Below are 26,829 nucleotides of genomic sequence, written 5' to 3' on the forward strand. Positions count from 1 at the left end.
TCTAGACTTCAAAATAAGCAAGAAATAAAGCAATTAACCGATTTTTACTGTCCCAGATCTTTTTAAATCCGTTCACATGCTGGTTCGACAGTTCCATACCCGGAGGCAGACCAGATAACAGATCGACCAGATAAATCCATTCATCCGGTTCATACCAGGCGGCTTTAATCAGGTCAGAGGTCTCCTGATCCATTCCTCCTTTTTCAATCATGAGCTGGAGAAGGGCCTGCATGACAGATTCTCCCTGATTATTGAGAACCTGCTGCATAAATCCTGCAATCCGGTCATAGCCCTGTACCGGCCCGGATTGTCCGAGATTAATAAATAATACATCAAAAAGCTTTTTAATCTGATCAAATGAAAAATCATCAGGCAAAACAAATGACCGGCGGCGTCCCTGATGCTTTGCCCGCAACTGATCAGCAATTTTTGCCCGCTCGCAGACCGATGGATAACAGGACTGCGCGATCTTCCCCGCATGGCTGCTGAACAGGTCCGCCCGTTCAGCCTGTTCATAATACGTTTGTACTGTACCCAAAAGACTGCTCTCAGAAACAGGAAGCGGCATACGGCTTCGGGTCAGAAGCGTGTGCATCACTTCTGCCCATAACGCTTCATAACCGCTCATAACGGCTTCTTCCTCAGGCGCATCATGGCAGGTCAGACGAAAACGGTCATAGCGGATATAAGGGAAGCCCTGAACGGTTACATACATGCGATCTATAAAAAAAGAAGGGGTCAAAAGTTTCAGCCGCCATTCCAGATGTCTTTTTAAAAGCCCTTCATTTTCCCAGAAACGAATCCGCTTAAGTCCTTTCTCCGTGCTGATGATCATCGGGTTTTCCCGGATCAGATTCAGTTCCTGGAAACGAAAATGATTGCGGATGAGAGCAAGAATCATGCTCTGTCTGTCATTCATTCTTTCCCGACCGCGCAGCCTTTGGGATATAAAGAATTTCACCGGGTTCAATATGAGCTGTCGTCAGTTCATTCTTTCTGAGGAGACTGGTTACCGGGACATGATAACGTTCGGATATGCTCTCGAGGGAGTCGCCGGTCTGGACGATGCATAATCTGACCTGAGTCCTCTGTTCGGCTTCATCCCCCGCTAGAACTTTGGTCAGATAATTGCTGCTCTCACCGGATGTTTCCTTCTCTTCAGATAAAATGGCTTCCGGTTCTGTCTGTTCGCCAGGAGCAGCCTGGGGCAGGACAGCTTCTGTTCTCTCGGAAAACGCAACATGGGGGACCTCCTCTTCTTCAATCAGCTCCGGCCTGCGCATGGTCTGATAACTGAATGCCGCAAGTGTGCCGTCTTCCTCATACTGGCTGTCTGTCGGCATTTCTTCATACTCGCCGGAAAGCAAGACATCCTGGTAGTCGTCTTCTGTCCTTTTTCCCTTCCCCGCTTTTGAAGCCTTTTCAACCGGCTGCGGCATCGCCTTTTTTGCCGCTTTCAGAGGGTTTGCTGCCGGTTGAACGGAAAGATGATCCACTTTCATCGCAGGGGCCGGATTCTCCTTTTCCGGCTTTAGCTGCGTCTTGTCGGCTTTCAGAGCTGCTTCTTTTTTGGCTGCCGCTTTTTCCGCCTTCGGAGCTGCTGCTTCTTTCTTGGGCGCTGCTTTTTCCGCTTTCGGAGCCGACGCTTCTTTCTTGGGCGCTGCTTTTTCTGCTTTCGGAGCCGCAGCCTCTTTTTTAGGCGCTGCTTTTTCTGCTTTCGGAGCCGCAGCCTCTTTTTTAGGCGCTGCTTTTTCCGCTTTCGGAGCCGACGCTTCTTTCTTGGGCGCTGCTTTTTCCGCCTTCGGAACCGCAGCCGGTTTCTCTGCCGGTTTCTTTACCTCCTTTTTCTTTTCGGACGGAGCAGCGGGCGGCGCAGGCTGAGGTGGAGCCACAGGTGGCTGAGCTTTCACAGGTGGCTGAGCTTTCTTTAACGCTTTTTCCTTCCTCACAGGGTCGGCAAGACCGGTGATGGCGATATCCGCCTGAAGTTGCATATGACGCTGTCCCGTTAACTCATAATCGAAGGAATCGATAACGAGGAAGAGTTCCTCCAGGTTCGGAACGCGTTCCACGGGAATGGTAATATCAAGTGGAAAACGGTGCTCCAGTACAGCCGTTCCAGTATCGGTTTCCATGATTTCCTCGATCGTTCGGAAGGGTGCCGGAATCTCCTGATTATCCGATACGGAACTATTATCCGGAATATATTCACCCGTAAGTCGGAGAAAGCCTTTAATCGTCACGTCATTCACATTTTCCTCGACTGTGATGTCCGGCTCCAGCGCCATGGACAGTATTTCTTTTGCCGGCGCGTCATTTCTCAGCCATACTGACTCATTTATTGAAAACTGCAGACGATCATCAGATGCTTGAGACATGCATTCCACCCTCTCATCCATTCTTAATAAAAGGAATATGCATGGAAGAGAGAAATATGCCCGCAAGAGGCTGAGTCGTTCTTTACTGTGTCTATTTCTTTTCGAGGTAAATCCCTTCACCCTTTTTCCATTCACAATAAAAAACATCCTGAAACTGATCAATATGATTTTTTTTCAGTTCTTTTGCAAGCCATGCTTCATTCAAACCTGATCGTTCCAGATTCTCCCAGTCGACCTCACCGTCCATGATCAGTGTCACCGGCAGACAGACCGGTTTATCCGGCAGTTTCAGCATGTCGCTGGTCGGCTGGTCATACCGGTTTTTTTTCAGCGCACTGATGGATCCGTCTGTCTCCAGAATCGCATAAGCGACTTCACGGATGGAGAAGATATCCTTTTGTCTCAGAAGATTTTGCAGCATATTCAGGTCAAGTTTCTCTTTCTTCATCTGCTCTCTGTCCAGATGCCCGTTACGAATGACAATTGACGGTTTCCCTTCAAGGAATCCTCTTGTGGCACGAAATTTTTGCGTACACCACTCCACGATGTAGATCATAACACCCCATAAAACGATGGCAAAGAGCACGGAACCGATACCTACTTCTTTGTCATAGAGCGCATTCCCGACGAATTCACCAAGCACAATCGCAGAGATAAAATCAAAAGCAGTAACCTGTGAAAGTGTCGCTTTACCTAATATCTTGGTCAATAAAAACAGAGCAATAAAACCGATGATCAATTCGGTTGCAATCTGGAGAAAATGCATGGTCAGCCCACCCTCCCGCAACAGGAATATAGAATATCCTTATTGTGGCTCAGTCTCGTTGAAATATCAGAAATTAGTGGGTTGCCCGCAACATAACCCATCCTGCCCTTTCTCAGCACACAAAAAAACAGGACACCGTTTGCTTTGGAAGGTGCATCCTGTTTGATTTTTTGATTAATTTATTTCAGCTGCAGCTGTCTGACCGGCAATCCTGCCGAAAGTGATAATATCTGCAACAGCATTTCCGCCCAGACGGTTGCCTCCGTGTACCCCGCCGGTGACTTCACCCGCTGCATACAGCCCCTTAACCGGGCGACCCGATGAATGGAGCACATGTGCCTTTGTGTCGATTTTCAGACCACCCATTGTATGGTGGACTGACGGGACCACCGGAATCGCATAATATTTTCCTTCCGTAAGCGGTTCTTCAAGATGTGCCCGACCAAATTCTTTATCCTTTCCCTTCTGAACATATGAAGCGTAGTCCGCCATGGTTTTCTCCAGCGTTCCCGGATCAACCTTCATTGCCCGGGCAAGTTCCTCTACATTACTTCCTTCAACCGCATAACCATCTTTAATATATTGGGCGAGTGACGCATTTTTTTCCTTAATTGCATCGTTCGTCACAAGAAACGCCTGATGGTCCTTCTGGGCAATGATGGCATCAGATACGACATCTCTCGTTTCCATTTCATCAACGAAGCGTTTCCCTTCGCGGTTGATCAGCAGGCCTCCATCACCACGGACCGCTTCGGTGAACATAAAACCGGTTTCGGGATCCGTCGTCGGATGGGTCTGAATCTGATCCATCTGGGTGACAGCAGCACCGGCATCTACGGCCATCCTGATGCCCTCTCCTGTTGCACCTTTATGATTGGTGGTAAAATAGCCTTTCAAATCAGGACGATATTTCTCAACCATATCACTGTTTGCACTGAATCCGCCTGTAGCCATGATGACAGCAGGGGCATGGACCTGAAACAGATTTCCTTTGGCGTCTTTTGCTTCCACCCCTGCAACTGTTCCATTCTTTACCATTAATTTCTCAGCGCGGGTATTCAATAATATATGGATGCCTTCTGCCTTGATTTTCTTTGTCAGCACATTAACCAGTACAGGACCAACAGGTGAGCCGTCAGCCGGCCGGTGCAAACGTTTGTTTGTCGCTCCGCCGCCCAGCGTCACGTCGGTCAGACCCGCACCGAGCTGATTGACCCATTCAACTGTTCCAGGCGCGTGATCGACCAGAGTCCGGACCAATTTTGGGTCGTTCAGATTCTTTCCGCCCTTCATCGTATCATTAAAAAATGTCTCCCTGGAATCCTTAATGCCCGCTTTTTTCTGAATACTTGTTTCTGCCGCATTCATACCCCCCGTCGCCCGGTTGGTATTTCCACCGATGATCGGCATCTTTTCCAGAATCACGACGGATTTTCCTGCCGCGTCTGCTTCAATCGCTGCGGACAGTCCTGCGCCGCCGGATCCGATAACTGCAACATCTACATTCAGATCCTTCTGTTTTTGTTCTTTGACCGTTATTTTATTTTTCGGATCTTTTAATGCCTCAATGTCACCGCCCGCCTTCTCAAGTGCCCGAGTGACGGCTTCCAGAATAGCAGCACTGGACTCGCTCGCCCCGGATACCGCATCCACAGCCAGACTTTGCGTGGCAATAATTTCATCGGTCAGCTGACGGGCGGCTCCGGATCCAATCTGTCCGGTTTCACCTTTTGCATCCACCGTAATACTCTTGATTTTATCCTTTGTGACTGTTACTTTTGCTTTTACGTCTCCCCCGTGCCCCTTAGACACGCCTTCATAGGTTCCGGGATCAAACTTCCCTGTGTCTGATGAAGCGTTGCTGCTGCACCCCGACAGGATCGTGCCGGCAACGAGAAAGAGCATCAATATCAGACATACGGTCTTATGACACCTGAAAGTCATGTCGTAACGCCTCCAATTAGTGATTTTTTTCACAAAATAATGTAATCGCTTACTTGCCTATGCTACCATATCCCGTAATTACTGTTGATGACATCAGTCACAAAAAAATCCCTTCAAAAATGGCACCGGAAACTGCGCCACTTTTGAAGGGATTTACAGATCATTCAATTTTCTTATTCAGATTCCGCAATCTCCTTAAATGCCTGTTCGGCTGCATCAATCGTTTTCCTGATATCCTCCATGGAGTGCTTTGTCGACAGGAAGACCCCTTCAAACTGAGAAGGAGGCAGGGAAATGCCCTGTTTGATCATCGCGGCAAAATACTTTTTAAAATGTTCCAGATTGGATCCTTTCGAACGTTTATAATTAATGACTTTCTGATCAGTGAAGAAAAAGCCCATCATTGCGCCGGCCTGGTTAACTGACAGCGGAATGTGATATTTTTCTGCTGCTTTCCTGTAGCCCTTTGCAAGACGGTCCGCCTTTAATCTGAAATCATCATAGTCCTGAGGTTTCAACTGCTTCAGCGTCATATAACCTGCTGCCATCGCCAGCGGATTACCGGAAAGTGTGCCGGCCTGATAAACCGGTCCTTCCGGCGCCACCTGGCTCATGATATCGTTTCTGCCGCCGTATGCGCCTACTGGCAGACCGCCGCCGATTACTTTTCCGAGCGTGGTCAGGTCCGGAGTAACCCCATAATAACCCTGCGCACAATGATAGGCGACCCGGAATCCGGTCATGACTTCATCAAAAATCAGAAGCGAGCCGTACTGTCTGGTAATCCGCCGCAGTTCTTCCAGAAATCCGGGAACAGGAGGAACGACCCCCATATTCCCGGCGACAGGCTCAACTATGATGCAGGCAATGTCGTGTCCAAATTGTTTGAACACGTCATCAACCTTTTCTGCATCATTGTAGGGAACGGTAAGTGTATCCTTGGCAAGCTGTGCCGGAACACCGGGGCTGTCCGGAAGGCCGAGCGTTGCGACCCCGGAACCGGCTTTGATCAGAAGTGAGTCCGAACTCCCGTGATAACTGCCTTCGAACTTGAGAATCTTATCTCTTCCCGTGTAGCCGCGGGCAAGTCGGATCGCGCTCATGGTCGCTTCTGTCCCGGAGTTCACCATGCGCACCTTTTCAACTGAGGGCACACGATCAATGACCAGTTCCGCAAGTTTGGTCTCAAGAATATGCGGGGCACCGAAACTGGTCCCTTTTTCCACAGTTTTCTTGACGAATTCGACGACTTTCTCATCAGCGTGTCCGAGAATCAGCGGTCCCCAGCTGAGGACGTAATCGATGTACTCGTTTCCGTCAAGATCATAAATTTTTGACCCCTTCCCGTGATCCATATAAATCGGATTCAGATCAACGGCAGGAAAGGCCCGTACCGGACTGTTTACGCCTCCCGGCATCAAAGGCTTCGCTTCCTTAAAAGCTGCAATTGATTTACTGAAATCCATATTCTTAACCCTCTTCCCGGAGCCAGCGGACGGCATCCTTTGCATGATATGTAATGATCAGATCGGCACCGGCCCTCTTCATCGAAGTCAGCGCTTCGAGAACGACAGCCTTCTCATTGATCCAGCCGTTCTGCGCGGCTGCTTTCACCATAGCATATTCGCCGCTGACGTTATAAGCAACAAGTGGAAGGTTGATCGAATTCCGGACATCTCTCAGAACGTCCAGATAGGGCAGAGCCGGTTTAACAATGATAAAATCAGCACCTTCCCGGACATCGGAATCCGCTTCTCTGAGTGCCTCCCGGCAGTTTGCCGGATCCATCTGATAGGTTTTACGATTGCCAAACTTCGGTGCACTTTCGGCTGCATCACGAAAAGGTCCGAAGAATGCGGAGGCATATTTTACCGCATAGGACATAATCGGGATCTGCTGGTAGCCTGCCTCGTCCAGTGCATGACGGATCGCCGTCACAAAGCCGTCCATCATGTTTGATGGTGCGATAATATCAGCACCTGCCTCCGCCTGAGAAACAGCCGTCCTGGCCAGGTAATCCAGACTTTCATCATTATCCACATCTCCATTGTGAACGATCCCGCAGTGTCCGTGATCTGTATATTCACACATGCACGTATCTGCGATCACAACCAGATCCGGGTAGTTCTTTTTCGTCAGCCGTATGGCTTCCTGCACGACGCCATGCGCGTCATAGGCCCCGGAGCCGACGGCGTCTTTTTTCTTCGGAATGCCGAAAAAGATGACGGATGGAATGCCGAGATCCGTAACTTCTTTCAGTTCTTCATCCAGTCTGTCCACAGAATACTGAAAGACACCGGGCATCGATGGGATCTCCGACCTGATATGGCTGCCTTCTTCGGTAACAAAAATCGGATAGATAAAGTCAGAGGGTCTGAGAAAGGTTTCCCGAACCATTTCTCTGAGTACGGCTGTTCTTCTGAGCCGTCTGTGACGATCAAAATGTAGTTCTGTCATGTTGAGGACTTCTTTCTTTTATTATAAAAATTTGCCAGAGCGTCAATAAGATCAACGGATGTGAAGTATTTTGGAATCACATCAGCAGCGAAGCCGAGTGCATCAAGGCTTTGGGCCGTTGACGGTCCAATTGCTCCGACGACACTCGCAGTCAGGGCTTTTTTCCACGTCTCTTCATTAAGCATTTCCGTAAAAAAGCGGACGGCAGAGGGACTGGCAAAAGTCAGTGCATCCATTTCCCCGGAACGCATGATTTCAGCCAGTCTCTCTTTTTGAGACAGATCCGGTACGGTTTCATAAAGCGTCCGCTCTGTCACGTTAAAGCCATGTGACTTCAGATCATGAATCCAGGACGGGTCAGTCAGCGAGCCATGAGGAAAAACAATCCGCTCTGCATGTAATGTTCCGGTCAGGAGTGCTTTCCCCAGCGCTTTGCCTGTGTACTTTTCCGGAACATAGACGTTTTTCAGACCGGCATCTGCAAGTTTCCGGGCTGTCTTGCGTCCGACGGCCGCCAGTCGTTTTCCTCTGATTCTGGCCGGGGTATCGAGCGTACGCATAAAAAAATCGACACTGTTCCCGCTGGTCAGAATGATCAGATCAGCCCGGCTAACGTGATCCAGCCAGCGTGTTCGTTCGTCACGGGGAACCGGTACGAATCGGTAGCTCATCAGTGGAACCGTTACCGCCTCTCCGCCATAATCCTGTACCCGGGCAATCATTTCTGAAGCCTGACCGGCAGATCGGGTAATCAGTACACGTTTCCCTTTCAGTACCTGTATCATTTGACTCATTCCCTTCCCGGTTCAGACGGACGGAAGGCAGCCAGTATTTTATCCGCACCCCGGTTAAGCAGGGATTCTGCGACCAGGTAACCCAGTTTCTCAGGATTCCGGCCATCCCTTTCTGTTCGCAGCAGGGTCTGCCCGTCCGGTGAAGCAACGAGCCCGTCGAGAGAAAAGCAGCCGTCATCCCGCAATACACAATGGGCCGCGATCGGCACCTGGCAGCCACCCTCCAGTTTTTTCAGGAACGCCCGTTCAGCCAGAACCGTACGCCACGTCTTCTCATCACTGATTTTCTTCAGCAAGGCTTTCAGTTCTGCATCTCCGGACCGGCACTCAATCGCCAGTGCCCCCTGGCCAACAGCCGGGAGCATGACGGCAAACGGAATCGAGATTGCCTGTTCTTTTCTCTCTAATCGATTCAAACCGGCTCTGGCAAGGACGATGGCATCAAACGCCCCGGACTTCAGCTTTGAGAGACGGGTATCGACGTTGCCCCGCAACGTTTTAATCTTAAGATCCGGCCTTTTATACAAAATCTGAGCTGCCCGGCGCAGGCTGCTTGTCCCAATGATTGCGCCGGGCGCGAGTGTGTCAAGATCACCCCCGTTTCGCGAAATCAGAACATCACCCGGGTCCTCACGAGCCGGAATTCCGCCAATTTCCAGCCCTTCAGGGAGGTCTGCAGGCATATCCTTCATGCTGTGAACCGCCAGATCAATTGACCCGTCAAGCAGTGCCCGTTCAATTTCTTTGACAAAAAGACCCTTTCCACCTGCTTTCGACAGGGCGACATGCTGAATCCGGTCACCGCGGGTCACAATATGCCTGATCTGAACGTTAAGGCCGCCTGAAGCCGCCTTCAGTATTTCCATCACTTTCCGGCTTTGTACAAGAGCCAGTTTGCTTCTTCTTGAACCTATGACAAGGGTCCTCATTCTGCCTGGTCATCTCTCTCCCTGAGTAAAATCATAGCTGAAAAATTAATGGATTTGAACCGCCTGTTCCGTTTTTTTCCCTGTTTTTCCATCCATTTCATCCTGTTCAGCGGTCTTTCCGCCTTTTGAGGTATCATCGTGAGACGTCCCCGATGTGACGCTATCCGAAATATGAAAGATATCGGCAAAGAGACGGATGGCTTCCCTGCCGCTGTTTTGAACGGCAAGTTCCTTGATTTTACTGATCGGATCCCTCAGCAACTGATTAATCATGCTTTTGGTATGTTTGCTGATTACCTTTCTTTCGTGTTCGGTCATCTCCGGAAGTTTGTGATCAAGACTCGTCATCGTTTCCGCATGAATCTCCAGTGCCTTTTTCCTGAGCGCGGTGATCACCGGAACAACCCCGAGGGTCTGCAGCCATTCCTCATACTTTACCATCTGCTGCTCAATCATCGGAACGATGCGCTTAGCAGCCTGCAGACGTGCCTCTCTGTTATTTTCGATGACATCTTTAAGATCGTCGATATCAGAAAGAAACACGCCTTCGATTTTTCCCGCCTCAGGATCAATATTGCGCGGAACACCAATATCTACAAGAATAAGAGGACGCCTCTCACGCCCGGACATTGCGGAATGAATTTCTTTTCCCGTAAGCAGATACTCATGTGCCGAAGTCGCCGTAATCACAATATCCGACTCTCTGATTAAATGATTTCGACTGTCAAAGCGCACCGGCCTTCCGCCACACTGCGCTGCAAGGTGAACCGCTTTCTCTGTGGTTCTGTTCGCAATCAAAAGATCTCCGGCACCATTACCGGCAAGATGCTTCAGAGCCAGTCTGCTCATTTTACCGGCACCAATCATCAGTACCGTTTTATCTTCAAGAGTGCCAAACCGGTGGCGCAGCATTTCTACAGCCGCATAACTCACGGAAACCGGATGATCATTAATCTGTGTGACATGCTGAGCTTTTCTGGCTACGGTCAGTGCTTCCTTGAACAGTTCATTAAAAAACGTCCCTGTTGTCCCCGCCGACTGTGCAGTCAAAAAACTGTTTCTGACCTGTCCGAGAATCTGTGTCTCCCCCAGAATCATGGAATCAAGTCCGCAAGTCACACGAAAAAGATGATCCATTGCTTCCCTGCCATGCTTTATAAAAAGGAAGGGTTCAAGATCTGCTATGGAAAGATGGAACCATTCAGCAAAGAATCTTTTTGTATAATAGCGTCCCGTGTGCAGTTGATCACTGACAACATAGATTTCTGTGCGATTACATGTAGAAATAATGACATCTTCAAAAATACTTTTCGTATTCCGCAAAATTGTTAGCGCTTTCTCAATACCTGATTTATTAAACGCCAAATGTTCCCTTATATGGACCGGAGCACTGTGATAGTTGACTCCCACTGCCAGAATGTGCATGAAACTCCCCCACATATAAATAAACACTTCACAAGACCATGTATGATCGTATGATAAAGAGATTTCCTTTATTTATGCCTCTTATTTCAAAATAACAAATCAGTTTATTAAAATCAAAAGTTAGGTGCGTTATGTAGTGATAATTATCACCCGGTGTTCACAAAGTATTCACATGTCATTTACGATCAGACGGTCAATTGCCTGCCAGGCTTCGTCTGTACCCATACCTGTCATCGAAGAAAAAAGGAGAAGGGGTTCATCTTTCTTAAGTGAAAGTGTATGCGTAATCATCTTTTTCTGTTTTTGATAGCTTCCCCGGGACAGTTTGTCCGCTTTCGTAGCCACGGTAATGACCGGGTGACCGTAAAATTTCAGGTATTCGTGCATCTGAATATCCTGATGTGTGGGCGGGTGGCGCATATCGACGAGATGAACAACAGCACGTAATGTGCCCCGTTCTGAAAAATATTTATCCAGCATTTTCCCCCAGGCTTCCCGCTCTTTTTTAGAGACTTTGGCATAACCATAACCCGGTACATCTACAAAATAAAAACAACCATTTATTTTAAAATAGTTCAGTTTCTGAGTCTTGCCCGGCTTTTCAGAAATCCTGACCAGGTTCCTGCGTCCGAGCATCTTATTAATAAATGAAGATTTACCGACATTTGAACGGCCGGCAAGCGCTATTTCCGGGAGTCCGTCTGCGGGGTACTGTGCCGGACCTACTGCACTGATGATATATTCCGCCTGAGTAATTTTCATGGTTAACTCCTCTATGGGATACTCTTTTTGTACAAACCATTCTAACGTATGTTTCATACTTTATACAATAATAACATATTCTCACTTACTCATGACTGAAGTAACGAGTGTGCGTTATAAATCAATTTGAAAAGCCGGACCTCTGCATGAAGTCCGGCATCATTCTTCTCTATTAACCGGGTTTTCTGATCTGCTGTTCCGTCCCTCTGGCCGACATTTCCTCATTCATCTGATCCGAGTAGGGTGCTTCCTGCACAAACCGTCGCTCCTCAGCAGTAAGTAATGCCAGATCCAGAACCTCGCGAAATGAATCGACGGGGATCACTTCAACACCCTGGACCTTTTTTAACGCTTCCTGCATATTCTCACGGGGAATCATCACGCGGACTGCCCCCGCTTCACAGGCTGCTCCAACTTTCGCCATAATCCCTCCAACCGGTTTGACCTGTCCATGAAGACCAAGTTCACCGGTCATGGCCAGATCCGGACACACAGCGCGTCCCATGATTGCCGAACAGACAGCAACAGCCATGGCTATACCCGCGGATGGACCATCCACCAGAGATCCGCCGGGAAAATTCACATGCAGGTGATACTTATAGGTTGCAAAACCCATTCTGTTTAACACGGTCAGGACATTTTCAATCGATCCCCTGGCCATACTTTTTCGTGTAACCGACCGGCCTGAGGAGCCCATGGTTTCTTCCTCAGCGATCCCGGTCACGGTCAGGCTACCGCCATGGCGACTTTTCACAGCAGACGCCTCAACTTCCAGAAGGGCTCCCTGACCTGATCCGTAAACGGCGAGTCCGCTGACCAGTCCGATTTCCGGCTTTACAGGGACTTTTCGATTCGGTTTGGGAACAAGCCGGCTGGAACGGATCACCCACTCAATTTCATCCAGGCCGATCTTCATCGCCGCGTTTCCCTGAAACATAGCCATGCCCGCCGCAATTTGAATCATATTGACGGCTTCACGGCCGTTCTTTGCATAATCCGCAATTTTTTCGAGGCACGCCTGAGGTACATCAAGATGCAGTTTCTTCCCGGCGCGTTCGGCAATCCGCTGAATATCCGACCGGCTCAGTTCGCTGAAGAAAATTTCCAGGCAGCGTGAACGGATGGCCGGCGGGATTTCTTCAGGGCGCCTTGTGGTCGCCCCGACCAGTCTGAAGTCGGCGGGAAGTCCTTTCTGAAAGATATCGTGAATGTAAACGGGAATCTGACGATTTTCTTCGCTGTAGTAGGCACTTTCAAGAAAAACTTTTCGATCTTCGAGCACTTTCAGCAGCTTATTGAGCTGAATGGGGTGAAGTTCCCCAATTTCATCAATAAAGAGGAGGCCTCCATGTGCCCGGGTCACGGCTCCTTCTTTAGGCTGAGGAATACCCGCCTGTCCCATGGCGCCTGCCCCCTGATAAATAGGGTCGTGTACCGAACCGATCAGCGGATCAGCGATACCCCGTTCATCAAACCGCGCCGTTGCTCCGTCCAGTTCAACAAATGGCGAAGAAGGGGTAAAGGGGGATTTTATGTTCTTTTTTGCTTCTTCAAGGACAAGCCGTGCAGCAGCAGTCTTTCCAATACCCGGAGGTCCATAAATAATGACATGCTGTGGATTGGCTCCGCAAAGTGCGGCACGCAGCGCCTTTATTCCCTCCTGCTGACCAATGACGTCTTCAAGCGTCTTCGGCCGAATCCGTTCCGACAGAGGTTCCGACAAGGATCGGCTGCGCATCCTGTTCAGATGTTCCATTTCCTTTTTCGATTCCCTGTCTACCGAAATCCGCTGTACGCGCTGGTTGCGCAGCAGATTCCAAAAATAAAGTCCGATAATAGCTCCAAAAAAAATCTGAGTAAAAATAAGTAAAACCATCCAGTTCATGCTCTGCATCTGCCTCCCATTTATGACAATTGTTCACAGTCGGTTCATTTGAATGTTCTACCGGCCAGTATTGCCAGACGTGAGAGGAGCTAAACAAAAAAGGACCGGGATATCGGATCTGTAAATCCTTTTCCCCGGCCCTTCTGTGAAAATATACCTGCCCTTATCAGGCACTCTCTTTCGGTGACTCCAGATTTTTAATGACAGTGGTTCCATCATTCAGGAGCAGTGTCGGACGTTCCTTTCCTTCCACCGTTTCCTTGGTGATGACGCATTTTTCGATGTCGTCCCGTGAAGGCAGTTCATACATCACATCAAGCATCATACCTTCAATAATTGAACGCAGCCCGCGGGCACCCGTTTTCCGTTCAATCGCCTGTTTGGCAATAGCACGCAGTGCATCTTCAGAAAATTCGAGTTCGACATTGTCCAGATCAAACAGCTTTTTGTATTGTTTGGCAAGCGCGTTCTTCGGTTTCGTCAGAATGTCGACGAGCGCACCCTCGTCCAACTGTCTCAATGTGGTAATGACGGGCAGACGGCCGATAAATTCAGGAATCAAACCGAATTTAAGCAGATCTTCAGGAAGAACATGTTTCAGAGCGTCATCACGTTCCAGATCCTGAGCCTTCGAGGAAGCTCCGAAGCCGATCACCTTTTTGCCAAGACGGCGTTTGATGATCTGTTCAATCCCGTCAAAAGCACCACCACAGATAAACAGGATATTCGTGGTATCAATCTGGATGAACTCCTGATGCGGATGTTTACGCCCGCCCTGCGGCGGTACACTGGCCACTGTGCCCTCGAGAATCTTCAGAAGGGCCTGCTGTACCCCTTCGCCGGAAACATCTCTTGTAATGGACGGGTTTTCCGATTTGCGAGCGATCTTATCGATTTCATCGATATAAATAATGCCCTTTTCGGCCTTCTCAACATCATAATCCGCCGCCTGTATCAGCTTCAGCAGAATATTCTCAACATCCTCACCGACATACCCTGCTTCAGTAAGCGATGTGGCATCAGCAATCGCAAACGGTACATTAAGAATGCGGGCCAGTGTCTGGGCAAGAAGGGTTTTCCCGCTTCCGGTAGGACCGATCATCATGATATTACTTTTAGAAAGCTCAACATCATCCGGTTTCTGTTTTGAATTAATTCTTTTGTAGTGATTATAAACGGCTACAGACAGGTTCTTCTTGGCTTCTTTCTGACCGATGACATAGTCCCCAAGAATCGAGCAGATTTCCTGCGGCTTCGGAATATCCTTGAATTCAACTTCATCGTCCGTCCCCAGTTCTTCTTCAACAATTTCTGTACATAGTTCAATGCATTCATCACAAATATAAACGCCCGGTCCGGCGACAAGCTTACGGACCTGATCCTGTGTTTTGCCGCAGAATGAGCATTTCAGCTGTCCTTTTTCTTCATTAAATTTAAACATGTTTTCACCCCTCATCATTTCTGTGCCATTTCAAACTCCAGACAAGAGCGAAGCATTCTTTCTTTCTATCGCCGGCACACTTCCATCAGCATAAGCGTACGCTGATTCATTGTTCATTATTCTTTCCCTGTCAGCGATAAAACATTTTGCAGGTATGGATTACCTGCTGCCTGTTTTACCTTGCTTTGTACAGCCGGAAAACGCGGCCTCAATGTCAGCCTGTTTTCTGTATGTAGGCATTGTAACATAAAAAAACTATCCCGATAAGCCATATGCCCTGTTTCAAACAATATGTACCCCTTTACCCACAGGTCTGTGATCTGAAAGCATGGAACAGAAAGATAACTGACCCACAGAACCTGGTTCTGAAGGGATGGTCATTTAAGAAGATGGACAGGCGCATACAGACGCGTCTGTCCATTTATCTCAATGTATCCGGCACAGGTTCGCTGTGCATATTTATTTTTCTTCTTCGGCTTTCTTTTCAGCTTTATCAGCGGGCTTGGGTTTGCTGGATTCTACGAGCAGATCAACCGCTTTGCGCAGCCGGAGTTCTTCCTTAATAAAATTATTGCTTCCGAGTGCTTTTTTCAGCTGATCAACACTGATTTTGTAGGATTCAGACAGTTTTTTCAGTTCTTCTTCTACTTCTTCTTCAGCCGGCTCAATATTTTCAGCTTTGGCGATCGCTTCAAGTGTCAGATTGGCGCGTACTCTCTTTTCGGCGTCTGCTTTCATCTGGTCACGAAGCGCATCTTTATTTGTACCTGACAATTTTGTGTACATATCGAGTGACAGACCCTGTGCTTTCAGACGCTGTTCAAATTCCTTCAGCATGTTATCCTGTTCATTGGTAATCATAACTTCAGGAATGTCGATCTCAGCGTTTTCAGAGGCCTGCTCAACAACGCTGTCACGTTTGCTGTTTACTGCGTCCTGTTCTCTGTGTTCTTTCAGATGATTTTTAATTTTCTCCTTCAGAGCATCGAAGGTATCCACATCATCGTCCACGTCCTTGGCAAATTCGTCATCCAGCTTCGGAAGCTGTTTCTGCTTGATTTCGTGAACCTTTACCTTAAAGGTCGCTTTTTTCCCTTTCAGCTCCTCTGCATGATAATCTTTCGGGAATGTCACGTTGACATCTTTTTCATCATCGACCCCGAGACCGATCAGTTGATCTTCAAAGCCGGGGATGAAGGAACCGGAACCAATTTCAAGAGAATAATTTTCCGCTTTGCCGCCTTCAAAAGGTTTACCGTCAACGTATCCGTCAAAATCGATGACCGCGGTATCCCCTTTTTCAATTTTACCGTCATCCTTAACAACCAGTTCCGCATAGCGTTCCTGGAGATGACTGATTTCGTGGTCCACATCTGCATCAGTGACTTCAGTATTCTTGTCTTCTACTTCAAGGCCTTTGTAGTCGCCGAGTTTTACTTCAGGTTTTACCGTAACATCAGCCTTCAGGACGAGCTTTTTGCCCTTGCCGATTTCTTTCACATCAACCTGCGGCTTGTCCACCGGTTCAATTCCCGTCTGGTCAATAGCTTCGGAATAAGCAGACGGCAGAACAAAATCAATGGCATCTTCATACAGCGCTTCAACCCCGAAACGGCGTTCGAACAGACCGCGCGGGACGCGTCCTTTACGGAAACCCGGGACAGTGACTTTTTTCACTACTTTTTTAAAGGCTTTGTCAAGTGCCTGATCAAAACTGTCGGCATCGACTCCAAATGTCAGCGTACCCACATTGCCCTTTGTTTTTTCCCATTTTGCTTCTACAGTCATTTCATTCTTACCTCCAACATCTATCTTCATTCTTTGCAGCAGAGCTGTATCTTCCCCTTTTCAGGCGGGCATCCGCCGCGCAATAAATACCCACAGTAACAGTAAAACAATGCAACTACGCTATTATAACATAAGTCCCTTCTCTGAAAAACCGAAATGAACGAAATCGCACCCGTCCTTATTCATTTATTCCGAAACGCTCAACGTCGCTGATCATGGAACAGGCTTTTTGAAAGTCACTTTCCTGAACATCAAACAGTCTGAGCATACCGGCAATATCCTTTTGCATGTTTCCTGCCTCTGCAGCCTGAACAGTAAATACAGCGGCCCATACATTGATTGACGGGGGTTCAAAAGGTCTGGGATAGATCTGCATGGTGAAGAAACGGCACACGTCCGCCGCCAGATCAGCCAGTGTCGGATTTTCGGAATCCAGCACGTCCCGAATATGTTTTTCAACCCGTCCGGCAAAGGTTTTGTTCAGAAAATTTTCGTTGAACGTTGCATGATACACTTTCCCGAACTTCCACACATTAACCCCGTCAACCAGACCACTCTCCTTAACGGCACACATTAAAACCGTTTTGATTTCGGAATTCTGATTCTTGTCAAGCAGAAACTGCTCAACTTTCGGCAGGCTCTTACGGTTCAGCTGATTCGCCAGATTTCTGGCAAGCAGCAGCCGGGTCTTTTGATCTGCCTGCTTAAATCCGGATAAATCCAGTGAAGCATCATCAGGACTTTTCGCGGTCCGTCCGGGCGCTCCACCCCTGTTTTGTTTCTCATTCAAACGAATCTCACAAAGCTTTTCCATCTGCCTGAGAAATTCCTGAAGATCGGCGGACATGTCCTTTTCTTTGTTCACTTTCCGGATTTCATGAAGAGCCATATGATAATCCTTTTTCTCGATTAAAATGGTCAGATAGAGTCTGAACACATCATAATAATAAGGGGCACCGTCGGTCAGAAGCTGTCGGACGGCACCTTCAGCCTGGCTGTATTCCCCGAGTTCCACCGAACAGATCGCCCATCCGTACAGACCTTTGATATCATGAACATTCAGCCTCAGAAGTTTGCCGAACAGGGGGCGCGCTTCCCTGTATTTTTTTTCTTCAACCAGGGTCATCGCTTTGTTCAAAAGCCGGCTTTCAAGATCGGGAAAAAGGACCAGATTGCCGTCATGCCGTACCGGTCTTTTTTTTCTGTTTCTTTTCATCCTGTCCCGTCCCGTTCCATTTTATGGTTGTTTTTAGAATATCAGTTTCGCTGATACTTCGCAATGTGGCATCCGTACCCACTCTTTAGTTCATGGGCAGAGCCCATTCACCCTTGCGGAACACAGGGACCTGTGTGCCATCCGTCTGTACCCCGTCAATATCAAGTGCTTCGGACCCGACCATGAAATCCTCATGGACAATGCTGTTATTGATACCGGCCTGATCAAGCTGCGCCTGATCCATCGTGCTCCCGCCTTCTGCACAGGTCGGGTAGGCTTTGCCCAGCGCCAGATGGCAGGACGCATTCTCATCGAACAGCGTATTGTAAAAAATCAGTCCGGATTCCGATACCGGAGAATGATGCGGGACCAGAGCCACTTCACCGAGCCGGCAGGATCCCTCATCCACCTCAATCAAATGTCTCAGTGCCTCTTCACCCTTCTCTGCCTTAAAAGCAACAACAGCTCCGTCTTTAAACGTCACAGAAAAGTGATCAATTACCTTGCCATCGTAGTTCAGCGGCATCGTACTGGATACGGTTCCGTTTACCCCCCGTTTATCCGGCAGGGTAAACACTTCCTCAGTTGGAATATTCGCGTTAAACGGCACGCCGGCTTCACTCGATTCATCGCCGCCGCACCAGATATGTCCTTCAGGCAAACCGATCGTCAGATGGGTTCCCGGCGCGCTGTAGATCAGCTTTTTGAATTTTCGTGCGTTTAAAAAATCCTTGACTGTGTGAAGTTTTCTGTCATGTTCCTTCCACGCGGCAACCGGATCTTCATGACCTGCCACACGGCTGATCCGCAGAATTTCCTTCATCAGCAGTTCCTGTCCCCTGGCGATCGGCTGATCCGGAAAGACTTTCTTCGTCCATGCAACAGTCGGATAGGCGATAATCGACCACTGGACCCTGTTGTTCATCATATACTCCCGGAACGTCGCACTGTTTTTGCCGGCTGAACGCATATAGGCAGCCACACGTGCGCCGTCCACTTCTTCCAGAAGATCCGGATTCGGTCCATAAATGCTCAAAAAGGCATAATTATCTTTCACCGCTTCATTTTCCGCATAGAATTTCCAGGGCGCGGGATTTTTGAGTGCTTCAAGCGGCGCATGCTGAAAACGAAGCAGCCGGGTCGTATCGTCAAGCCACTCAAGGTGAACATCTCTGGCCCCTGCCTTGTAGGCCTCCTCCGTGACCTTATTTGCAAAACGGGCAGCTTCGATCGGTGCAGCGATGACAAGACCCTGCCCTTTCTGAAGATTGACACCGGTTTTTACCGCGAGCCGTGCAAATTTCCTGAGTTCTTCCTGAAATTTTTCCATATGATCCACCTCTATGTATGTTCCTTTTATTATAACCGACTTGATTTCAACAGAAAACTGCGAAGCAATCGATGATCGCTCATGCGTCAGGAACATATGTTTTTATTTTCCTATCATAAAGAACATATATTCGTGTATAATATAATTACTATTTATTCGGGGGACTGAAAATGGATCGTGTGATCTTTCTTGTAGATATGCAGACGTTTTATGCTTCCTGTGAGAAGGCGGATCACCCGGAGTTCAGAAACAAACCGCTGATTGTCGCCGGTGATCCGAAGCAGCGGAGCGGCATCGTGCTTGCGGCCTGTCCTCTCGCCAAATCGTATGGTGTCTCCACTGCCGAGCCGCTCGGGCAGGCGCTTGCCAAATGTCCGCAGGCTGTGATCTGCAGACCGAGGATGCAGCATTATATTGATGTTTCCATACAGATTACCCGGATTCTCGAACAATTTACCGATCTTGTTGAGCCCTACTCCATTGACGAACAATTTATCGACATGACCGGAAGCATGCATTTCTATACATCACCGCATGCAGCCGCCCGGGAAATCCAGCAGACGATACTGAACCAGGCCGGCATCTACGCCAGAGTCGGTATCGGACCCAATAAGGTTCTGGCCAAGATGGCCTGCGACCATTTTGGTAAAAAGAATGAAACGGGTATTTTCGAGCTGAATCACGATAATCTGGAACATTGCCTGTGGCCGCTTCCGGTCGGTGAACTGTTTGGCGTCGGCCATCGGATGGAGCGTCATCTGATCGGCATGGGCCTGAGGAAAATCGGCCATCTGGCCCGTTATCCGCTCAGCCTGTTGCGCAGAAGATGGGGCGTGAACGGTGAACTGCTGTGGATGACCGCCCATGGCATCGATTCTTCCCCTGTCTCTTGTGGCACCTTCAGCGGACAGAAGGCTGTCGGACATCATATGACGCTGCCTTACGACTATCCGGACATTAAAGATATTCGTGTGATTCTGCTTGAACTCAGTGAAGAAGTGGCCTACCGGGCACGTTCGAAAAATTACATGGGATGCGTGGTATCCGTCGGCATCTCCGGCAGTTTTGACCGCCATACCGGTTTTCACCGGCAGACCAGGCTGCCTTTTGCCACCCGTTTCGGTATGGATATTTACCGGGCGGCAAACCGGCTGTTCACAGAGAACTGGGACCGGTTGCCGGTACGTGCCGCCTCCGTCACCCTGTCTGAACTTCAGCCTGCCGACAATTGCCAGCTGGATCTTTTCGGACGGCTGGATGAAAAAGAACGTCTAAGTGCAGCCGTTGATACGATATACCGAAAATACGGGAGAACGGCGATTTTCCGCGGGCCTTCACTGCTGCCTTCCAGTCAGTTACGGGCACGTGCATCAAAAATAGGGGGGCATTATAAATGAAAAAAAATAAACTGACTCCGGGACAAAATCTGCGCTGGGAGTCCAGTCGGATGATGCTTCCGGAACATGTTCAGGCACTCCGAAACCATCTCCGGGATAATGAAAAAATAGAGCGCCCGCTTCTTGATGAACAGGAAAGGGAAGAAATCGGGCAGAAGATCGCCCGGGCAGCTGCCGGGAGGATACCTGCCACCGTCTCATACTATAAAGATGGATTTATCAGGAAGATGTCCGGACAACTCCGGCTTCCGGACGGTCCTTTCCGTGAAATTGAGATCAGCGACCACTTTGGCGTCACATGGAAAATCGCATTCCGGGACATCACAGGGATCTGCCTCAAAGAATAAGTCAGTGTCAAAAACCGTCCTTATGATCAGAACGGCCTGATAAAATGAAGCTTCAATCAGTGGGGGCTTTTCGAGCGCACAGGATGTGCTTGTGCGGGCGTTGCGACAGGACGTCCCCGTTTTTAGCCTGCGCGCATCCCCTGCTGATTGTTCGTTGGATTCATCGGGCTGCGCGGGCAGTGATCCCCGGCATGCTCATGACCCTGAGGTAGACCTGCCCGTTCAGGCGGGAAAAAAGATCAGAGCGACGCGCGAAGGATGGCCAGCGTATCTTCACGGTCCAGCTGCTTAAACTGGCCAAAGTTACCTCTGGCCATGGCCCGGTCGGCAATCAGATCAATCTTGCTGTCATCAATATCATAATCGGCGAGGCGGCTCGGTGCACCTATGGACGACCAGAAACGGCGCAGTGCTTCAATCCCTTCGAGGGCTGTATCACGGTCTGATTTTCCCTGCGGATCGACATGAAAAACACGTACGGCCAGTTGCCTGAAACGATTGACGTTTACATCCACATTATGTTTCATCCAGTTCGGGAAGAGGATCGCGAGTCCGCCGCCATGCGGAATATCATATACCGCGGATACAGCGTGCTCAATATTATGCGATGCCCAGTCGCCATTGAAACCCATCGACACCATGCCGTTCAGTGCCATCGTGCCGCAGTACAGGATCGTTTCACGGAGTTCATAATTATGCAGGTCATTAACCAGTTCAGGTGCTTCTTCCATGACCGTTTGCAGAATAGACTCACACATTCTGTCCTGAAGAGGGGTATGCTTCGCCTGGTGAAAGTAGTGTTCAAAAACATGGGCCATCATATCGACCATACCGTAAATGGTCTGATTCTTTGGTACAGAAATGGTAAACGTCGGGTCGAGAATGGAAAATGCCGGATAGGAATAAGCACAGCTCCATCCATATTTTTCATGCGTGTCCCAGTTCGTAATGACTGAATTAGGATTCATTTCCGATCCGGTTGCGGCAAGCGTCAGCACCGTTCCAAAAGGAAGCGCATCGTAAACCGGCTTTTTCCGGGTGACAAATTCCCACGGGTCGCCGTCAAAGCGTGCGCCGACCGCAATGGCTTTCGTGCAGTCGATAACGCTGCCGCCGCCGACTGCCAGAAGAAACTGGATGTCCTCTGTCGCACAGATATCAATGCCTCGTTTAACCGTTGTCAGTCTCGGATTCGGTTCTACTCCGGACAGCTCAGATACTTCAGCGTGCAGGCCGTCCAGGATCGCCTTGACCTGATCGTAAAGTCCGGTCCGTTTAATACTGCCGCCGCCATATACAAGCAGCACTCTTCTGCCGTATTTCGGTATTTCTGTTTTCAGTTTCTCAAGCTGGCCCTTTCCGAAAATCAGCTTTGTCGGATTATGAAAAATAAATGGATCCAAAACACATTCCCCCGTTTTGCATAGTAACAGTCATACTTTTATTATACCGCTGTGATGCGACCCGGTCATCTGTCAGGAGGTCCTCTGCAACCCGGCCCATCCATTAGTACATATACGTTATGACTTTCTGCTAAATCCCCCACCGGGAAATATTTTACACATAAAGGTTCGTTCACATTTACGATCATACCAGGCTATTTCTCTTCACGTGCTGTTTCTGGTATCATATAGAACAGAATAGCTTTCTATCAAAATTGCATCACCATTCATGGCTAAGGATGTGTCCACTTTGCCTTTTTCCGCTTACCGAATCTATCAGCTGCTGCTCTCTTTCAGCCTCGCCCTTTTTATCATTTGTACAGCTGTTCAGATTACACTTCTTTTTAAGCCGCTTTATTATTTTGATATCGGTTATCTGAATATTGAAGAGCAATCCGGCCTCGACCGGGATACGATAACTGAAAATTACGATTACATGATCAATTTTCTAATGAATCCGGTTCCTCAGGAGTTTCATCTTCCGTCCCTGGACTATTCAAGCCATGGAGCGATCCACTTTCAGGATGTGAAGCGGATCTTTACCGCCATCTATTTACTTATCGCTATAACCGGGATCATCAGTGCAATCGGTCTGTATGTCAATATTAAGAAAAAAGATTTTCACTTTCTGAAAATCACGGCGACTGCTTTAGCTCTGTTTACGGCGATCCCACTGATTGCATTTGTACTGGATTTCAACGCAGCCTTTGTCTTTTTTCACGAAATACTTTTTACAAATGATTACTGGATTTTCGATGCGGCTTCAGACCCGGTCATCACCATTCTCCCGGAAACCTTCTTTCTGCATGCCGCACTGCTCATCCTTGGCCTTATTGCCATCGGGATGATCATCCTGCTTATCGCAGGAAAAAAGCTGAGCAAAAAATAAACCGGATCAGGCCGGATGACAAAAAATTTGAGAATACATTGACAGACGTTCAACGAAACACTAAAATAATAAAGGTCGTTAACATAAAGATAATTTGTCCAAGTAGCTCAGCTGGATAGAGCAACGGCCTTCTAAGCCGTGGGTCCAGGGTTCGAATCCCTGCTTGGGCATCGTGGAAAGCCTTGATACATAAGGCTTTTTTATTTTGCCATTATTTGGTTGAAAGAGGGATTGGGAGCGAATTGGGGCAGAATTTTATTTTTAGTGACATCATGCACCTTTTCAAGTGACCAGATAGATATAGCCCATTTCCCCGAGAGTATTTTATTTTCCATTACCATTTTTCTCACTCTATCCCTTGATTCACCGTCTCTGTTAACTGCTTAAGTACGCGTGCAACGGGATAAATGCATCGTCTTCACCATCAGGAAAGTCTCTTCTGATTCGGATTTTATAAGCGTTGGTCTTTGACCCTATTTCTTTTTGAAAAAGTCCATGGTCGTCTCCCGAGAAACCATGGGACTTTTGTTCCGCATCGATATGATAGCAAGAAATAGCGTACGTTTTTTATTTGGAAATCAAAAAAGAGCCAGGACGTTCGCGGTACCGCGAACCATTCTTCACCATCCCTCCATGAAGATTCGTGTCTGTTTCCATGCAAGCCATTTTTATTCACTCTATCGCGCAGCCACTTGCACATTCTGGCCAGGACGTTGTGTACTTTCATTACGATCACTCCCTTTTTTGTTTTTTTCACGCGATAAGAGAAATATATTTAATAGATAGATTGCAATAATAAATTAGCCATCTGGACATTCAGCGGTATCACTGGGTTTGTTCCTGCCGCCCAGGTGGCAGGAACAAAAGGCAACTTAGTCCGCCAATTTCTATAGTCCCGAACGCTTCAGCAGGCCTCCCCTACTGTACAAATCCTCAATATGAATGGAGTTATCTCATCATTTAACTGCATTTGAAATCCGGTTCACCTGGCATGAAAGCCGGAAGGTCCTGCTGCATGCTATAATAACTCCATCAGGACTAATACATAAGGAGTTCTTTTCAATGAAAAATAATCAATTTGCAAGGCTTAACGCCGATCATCAGATGGTGATTGAAGAATTGCAGCGCATTCATTTTATTGATGACTCAGTTCAGGCTGCTTCAACGCCGTCAGCTGCATATCGTTTATTACTGCGCAAAGCTTTTTTAAATGTCAAAGGAGAAAGTGCCTTTGACGCCAAACTGAAAAATATTCTCGCAGCCCCTGATATCAATCTGGCAGATTACCTGAGCTCAGGTCAGCCTGTCACCCGGAAAGTCTTCTATCTTGTCGCTCTTCAGCTGTGCGGATTCCTCGCAGATATCGACTATGATATAGAGGATCCGCTGGCGGCTATGGAGAAAATACAATTGCCCTATCTTCATGCCAGGGGAGAATGGGATACAGATCGGTTACTGGATGCCTGGTACCTGCTTCTGACCACCCATACTAAGGGAGGACAGACCTTTCTGGATCAGTTGACGAATCAGGGATATTTCGTCCCATTTTATGATTTACCGGCTGACAGAAAGCCCCTGTTCTTTAATGGAAAAGCCCAGGCCGTCTTCGATACCTCCCGACTGATTCGCGAGGTCGTCTATGTCGAATCCTCTGTTGACGCCGATCAGGACGGTATGCGTGATTTACTCAAAGTCGAAATCATCCGCCCGGAGGATACAAACAAAGGGCTCAAAGTCCCCGTCCTCTATACTGCCAGTCCTTACAATCAGGGAATCAATGATGAAGCCGGGAAGAAAGCGACCCATAATGTGAATGTCCCTCTTACAGAAAAAAAGCCGGATGACGTTCACTATGAGGATATTGCCTGGAAGGGCAGAAAATGTTCACTGCCCGACCCGCGCCCGGTTGCCGGAACAACAAAAGACACATGTGAAACATTCAGTCATGAATGGTCATATACATTAAATGATTATTTTCTGGCACGCGGGTTCGCCGTCGTTTATTCTGCGGGAATCGGTACACGGGATTCAGACGGGATACAGACCTGCGGGGACCCACAGCAGACAGAGGCGACGATTGATGTGATCGAATGGCTAAGCGGCAGGCGACGGGCGTTTACCAATCGCACCGATAACATGGCAATCGATGCCTGGTGGTGCTCGGGTTCTGTCGCCATGACCGGCCGTTCGTATCTGGGAACGCTGGCTACGGCAGCCGCTGCAACCGGTGTTGAAGGCCTGAAAACAATAATTCCCGAAGCAGCTATCTCTTCCTGGTACGATTATTACCGCGCCGGCGGCCTGACCCTGGCTCCCGCGGTTTTCCCGGAGAAGACGCGGATGTGCTGGCTATTGAAACATTAAGCAGGATGAAATCCGCCGCCGATTACCAGTTAAACATAAAAAACTTCTTTGAAAAACAAATGAAGCAAATGGCCAGGGATATGGACCGTGAATCGGGCAACTACAATACCTTCTGGGATGCCCGTAATTACTTAAACAATGTTCAAAAGATCAAATGCGATGTTCTGATGGTCCATGGTCTGAACGACTGGAACGTCAAACCCCGCCAGGCGGAACAATTATGGCAGAAACTGCGTCATGTCCCGGTATGCAAAAAAATCATTCTGCATCAGGGACAGCATATTTATATCAATGCCTTTCGTTCTATTGATTACACAGATATCGTTAATCTCTGGATCAGCCACGAACTGTATGGCATCTCAAACGGGGTAAAAGAGCTTCTGCCGCCGGTTATCGTACAGGATAATGTCGTTCCGGAAACCTGGCATGCTTATCCGGATTGGTCTGAACCGGATCTGCAAAAATCCACCCTTTATTTTTCCCCGGGAAAGCTGGCCTCAGAGCCCGATTCACATCAGATTCTGTCATTTAAAGATCAGCTGCCCGAGGAGGTCTTTAATCGCTATTGTGCGCATGTTGATCAATGGTCCCATGATATTCTCGATGATCAGAAAAACCCGCTGAGTGAAAACCGGTTGCTGCTTAAGTCCGAAAAAATGACCGGGGACAGAATCATTGATGGAAAGGTCGGCGTTCATGCCCGGGTCGCTTCGAACCGCCCGTTCGGCCTGCTCAGTTTTCAGCTGGTCGACTACGGTGAAGCGCGCCGGCTGAATGCTTCACCTTCCCCGATTCAGCGCCTGGATCTGGGCTATCACTGGCGTGAGGACAGGCTTCGTGAATTCACATTAGCCAGGTTTCCCACTCCCTTCAAAATGATCACAAAAGGTCATATCAATCTGCAAAACAGAGAAAACACCTGGAAGGTGGATGAGCTGAAGCCGGATCAGTTCTATGATATAGCCACTGAATTACAGCCGACCTTCCATAAACTGGTTACCGGTCACCGTCTGGGCTTGATCGTCTATGCCACTGATTTCGGCATGACTGTGCGCGGTAACCAGCCTCTGCGTTATTCACTGGCACTGGACCACAGTTTTCTTACGATTCCTTTCAAATAATCAAAAATGAACTGAGCAGCCGATAAAATTCCTCACCGGCTGCTTTTTCTATGTGAAAAATCACAGAACGAAGCGGTCCCCTTTTGTATAATGAATGTTAATGGTTTCCATCAGCAACGATCATGCTGCTTTGGAAACTGTTCGGGTGAAGATA

Annotated in this window: 19 protein-coding genes, 1 tRNA gene and 1 pseudogene; 5 read left to right on the plus strand and 16 right to left on the minus strand. The window is 48.4% G+C overall.

Features of this window, described 5'->3' with window-relative positions:
- Position 1: 1 nt before the first annotated feature.
- The 15 genes from ABNN70_RS13465 to ABNN70_RS13535 form a co-directional block, all read right to left on the minus strand.
- Positions 2–919, minus strand: a complete 918-nt coding sequence (locus tag ABNN70_RS13465; RefSeq protein ID WP_129928222.1) for a hypothetical protein — start codon at positions 917–919, stop codon at positions 2–4.
- The gene (locus tag ABNN70_RS13470; protein WP_353948080.1) at positions 912–2,378 is read right to left on the minus strand and encodes a LysM peptidoglycan-binding domain-containing protein; all 1,467 of its coding nucleotides are present in this window, start codon (positions 2,376–2,378) and stop codon (positions 912–914) included. The genes ABNN70_RS13465 and ABNN70_RS13470 overlap by 8 nt, the downstream gene beginning before the upstream one ends.
- A 91-nt stretch (positions 2,379–2,469) precedes the next feature.
- Positions 2,470–3,144 (minus strand): DUF421 domain-containing protein, encoded by a 675-nt coding sequence (locus ABNN70_RS13475; RefSeq protein WP_353948081.1) that lies wholly within the window; start codon positions 3,142–3,144, stop codon positions 2,470–2,472.
- Between the two features lie 174 nt (positions 3,145–3,318).
- Positions 3,319–5,088, minus strand: coding sequence for a flavocytochrome c (locus ABNN70_RS13480; RefSeq protein WP_353948082.1), 1,770 nt, complete (start codon positions 5,086–5,088; stop codon positions 3,319–3,321).
- A gap of 173 nt (positions 5,089–5,261) precedes the next feature.
- A complete protein-coding gene (gene hemL / locus ABNN70_RS13485; RefSeq protein WP_129928218.1) occupies positions 5,262–6,554 on the minus strand; it encodes a glutamate-1-semialdehyde 2,1-aminomutase in 1,293 nt (430 codons plus the stop codon).
- A 4-nt stretch (positions 6,555–6,558) separates the two neighbouring features.
- The gene (gene hemB, locus ABNN70_RS13490) at positions 6,559–7,545 is read right to left on the minus strand and encodes a porphobilinogen synthase (protein ID WP_353948083.1); all 987 of its coding nucleotides are present in this window, start codon (positions 7,543–7,545) and stop codon (positions 6,559–6,561) included.
- Positions 7,542–8,330: a uroporphyrinogen-III synthase gene (locus ABNN70_RS13495; protein WP_165364205.1), complete on the minus strand. Its 789-nt coding sequence runs from the start codon at positions 8,328–8,330 to the stop codon at positions 7,542–7,544. The genes hemB and ABNN70_RS13495 overlap by 4 nt, the downstream gene beginning before the upstream one ends.
- Before the next feature lie 5 nt (positions 8,331–8,335).
- On the minus strand, positions 8,336–9,268 hold the full coding sequence (gene hemC / locus ABNN70_RS13500) for a hydroxymethylbilane synthase (protein ID WP_129928215.1): 933 nt from the start codon (positions 9,266–9,268) through the stop codon (positions 8,336–8,338).
- A gap of 45 nt (positions 9,269–9,313) precedes the next feature.
- A complete protein-coding gene (gene hemA / locus ABNN70_RS13505) occupies positions 9,314–10,693 on the minus strand; it encodes a glutamyl-tRNA reductase (RefSeq protein WP_353948084.1) in 1,380 nt (459 codons plus the stop codon).
- A gap of 168 nt (positions 10,694–10,861) precedes the next feature.
- Positions 10,862–11,455 carry a ribosome biogenesis GTP-binding protein YihA/YsxC gene (yihA, locus tag ABNN70_RS13510; protein WP_129928213.1) on the minus strand — a complete coding sequence of 198 codons (594 nt, stop codon included), beginning with the start codon at positions 11,453–11,455 and terminating at the stop codon, positions 10,862–10,864.
- 172 nt (positions 11,456–11,627) lie between these two features.
- Positions 11,628–13,340, minus strand: coding sequence for an ATP-dependent protease LonB (gene lonB, locus ABNN70_RS13515; protein ID WP_353948085.1), 1,713 nt, complete (start codon positions 13,338–13,340; stop codon positions 11,628–11,630).
- A gap of 166 nt (positions 13,341–13,506) precedes the next feature.
- Positions 13,507–14,781 (minus strand): ATP-dependent protease ATP-binding subunit ClpX, encoded by a 1,275-nt coding sequence (gene clpX, locus ABNN70_RS13520; RefSeq protein WP_129928211.1) that lies wholly within the window; start codon positions 14,779–14,781, stop codon positions 13,507–13,509.
- Between the two features lie 459 nt (positions 14,782–15,240).
- Complete coding sequence (gene tig / locus ABNN70_RS13525; RefSeq protein ID WP_353948086.1) at positions 15,241–16,569, minus strand: trigger factor; 1,329 nt, start codon at positions 16,567–16,569, stop codon at positions 15,241–15,243.
- Between the two features lie 178 nt (positions 16,570–16,747).
- Entirely contained in the window at positions 16,748–17,785 is a 1,038-nt protein-coding gene (locus tag ABNN70_RS13530) for a tetratricopeptide repeat protein (protein ID WP_353948087.1), read from the minus strand.
- An 85-nt stretch (positions 17,786–17,870) separates the two neighbouring features.
- On the minus strand, positions 17,871–19,115 hold the full coding sequence (locus ABNN70_RS13535; protein WP_353948088.1) for an aminopeptidase: 1,245 nt from the start codon (positions 19,113–19,115) through the stop codon (positions 17,871–17,873).
- Between the two features lie 170 nt (positions 19,116–19,285).
- Here ABNN70_RS13535 and ABNN70_RS13540 point away from each other — a divergent pair, with 170 nt between their 5' ends.
- Positions 19,286–20,512 (plus strand): DNA polymerase IV, encoded by a 1,227-nt coding sequence (locus tag ABNN70_RS13540; RefSeq protein WP_353948089.1) that lies wholly within the window; start codon positions 19,286–19,288, stop codon positions 20,510–20,512.
- Entirely contained in the window at positions 20,509–20,859 is a 351-nt protein-coding gene (locus tag ABNN70_RS13545) for a YolD-like family protein (protein WP_353948090.1), read from the plus strand. Before ABNN70_RS13540 ends, ABNN70_RS13545 begins: the two co-directional genes overlap by 4 nt.
- Before the next feature lie 239 nt (positions 20,860–21,098).
- Here the strand turns inward: ABNN70_RS13545 and ABNN70_RS13550 are convergent, their stop codons facing one another.
- On the minus strand, positions 21,099–22,262 hold the full coding sequence (locus tag ABNN70_RS13550; RefSeq protein WP_353948091.1) for an iron-containing alcohol dehydrogenase: 1,164 nt from the start codon (positions 22,260–22,262) through the stop codon (positions 21,099–21,101).
- 268 nt (positions 22,263–22,530) lie between these two features.
- On the opposite strand from ABNN70_RS13550, the gene ABNN70_RS13555 reads away from it, so the two are divergent.
- From ABNN70_RS13555 to ABNN70_RS13565, 3 genes and pseudogenes are all read left to right on the plus strand, one after another.
- Complete coding sequence (locus tag ABNN70_RS13555; protein WP_353948092.1) at positions 22,531–23,190, plus strand: TIGR01906 family membrane protein; 660 nt, start codon at positions 22,531–22,533, stop codon at positions 23,188–23,190.
- 96 nt (positions 23,191–23,286) lie between these two features.
- Positions 23,287–23,360: transfer RNA gene (locus tag ABNN70_RS13560), tRNA-Arg, on the plus strand.
- A 949-nt stretch (positions 23,361–24,309) separates the two neighbouring features.
- Positions 24,310–26,672: pseudogene (locus ABNN70_RS13565) on the plus strand (CocE/NonD family hydrolase); the annotation flags it as partial.
- Positions 26,673–26,829: the final 157 nt, after the last annotated feature.

The organism is Sporolactobacillus sp. Y61 (assembly GCF_040529185.1).
Lineage (GTDB): Bacteria > Bacillota > Bacilli > Bacillales > Sporolactobacillaceae > Sporolactobacillus.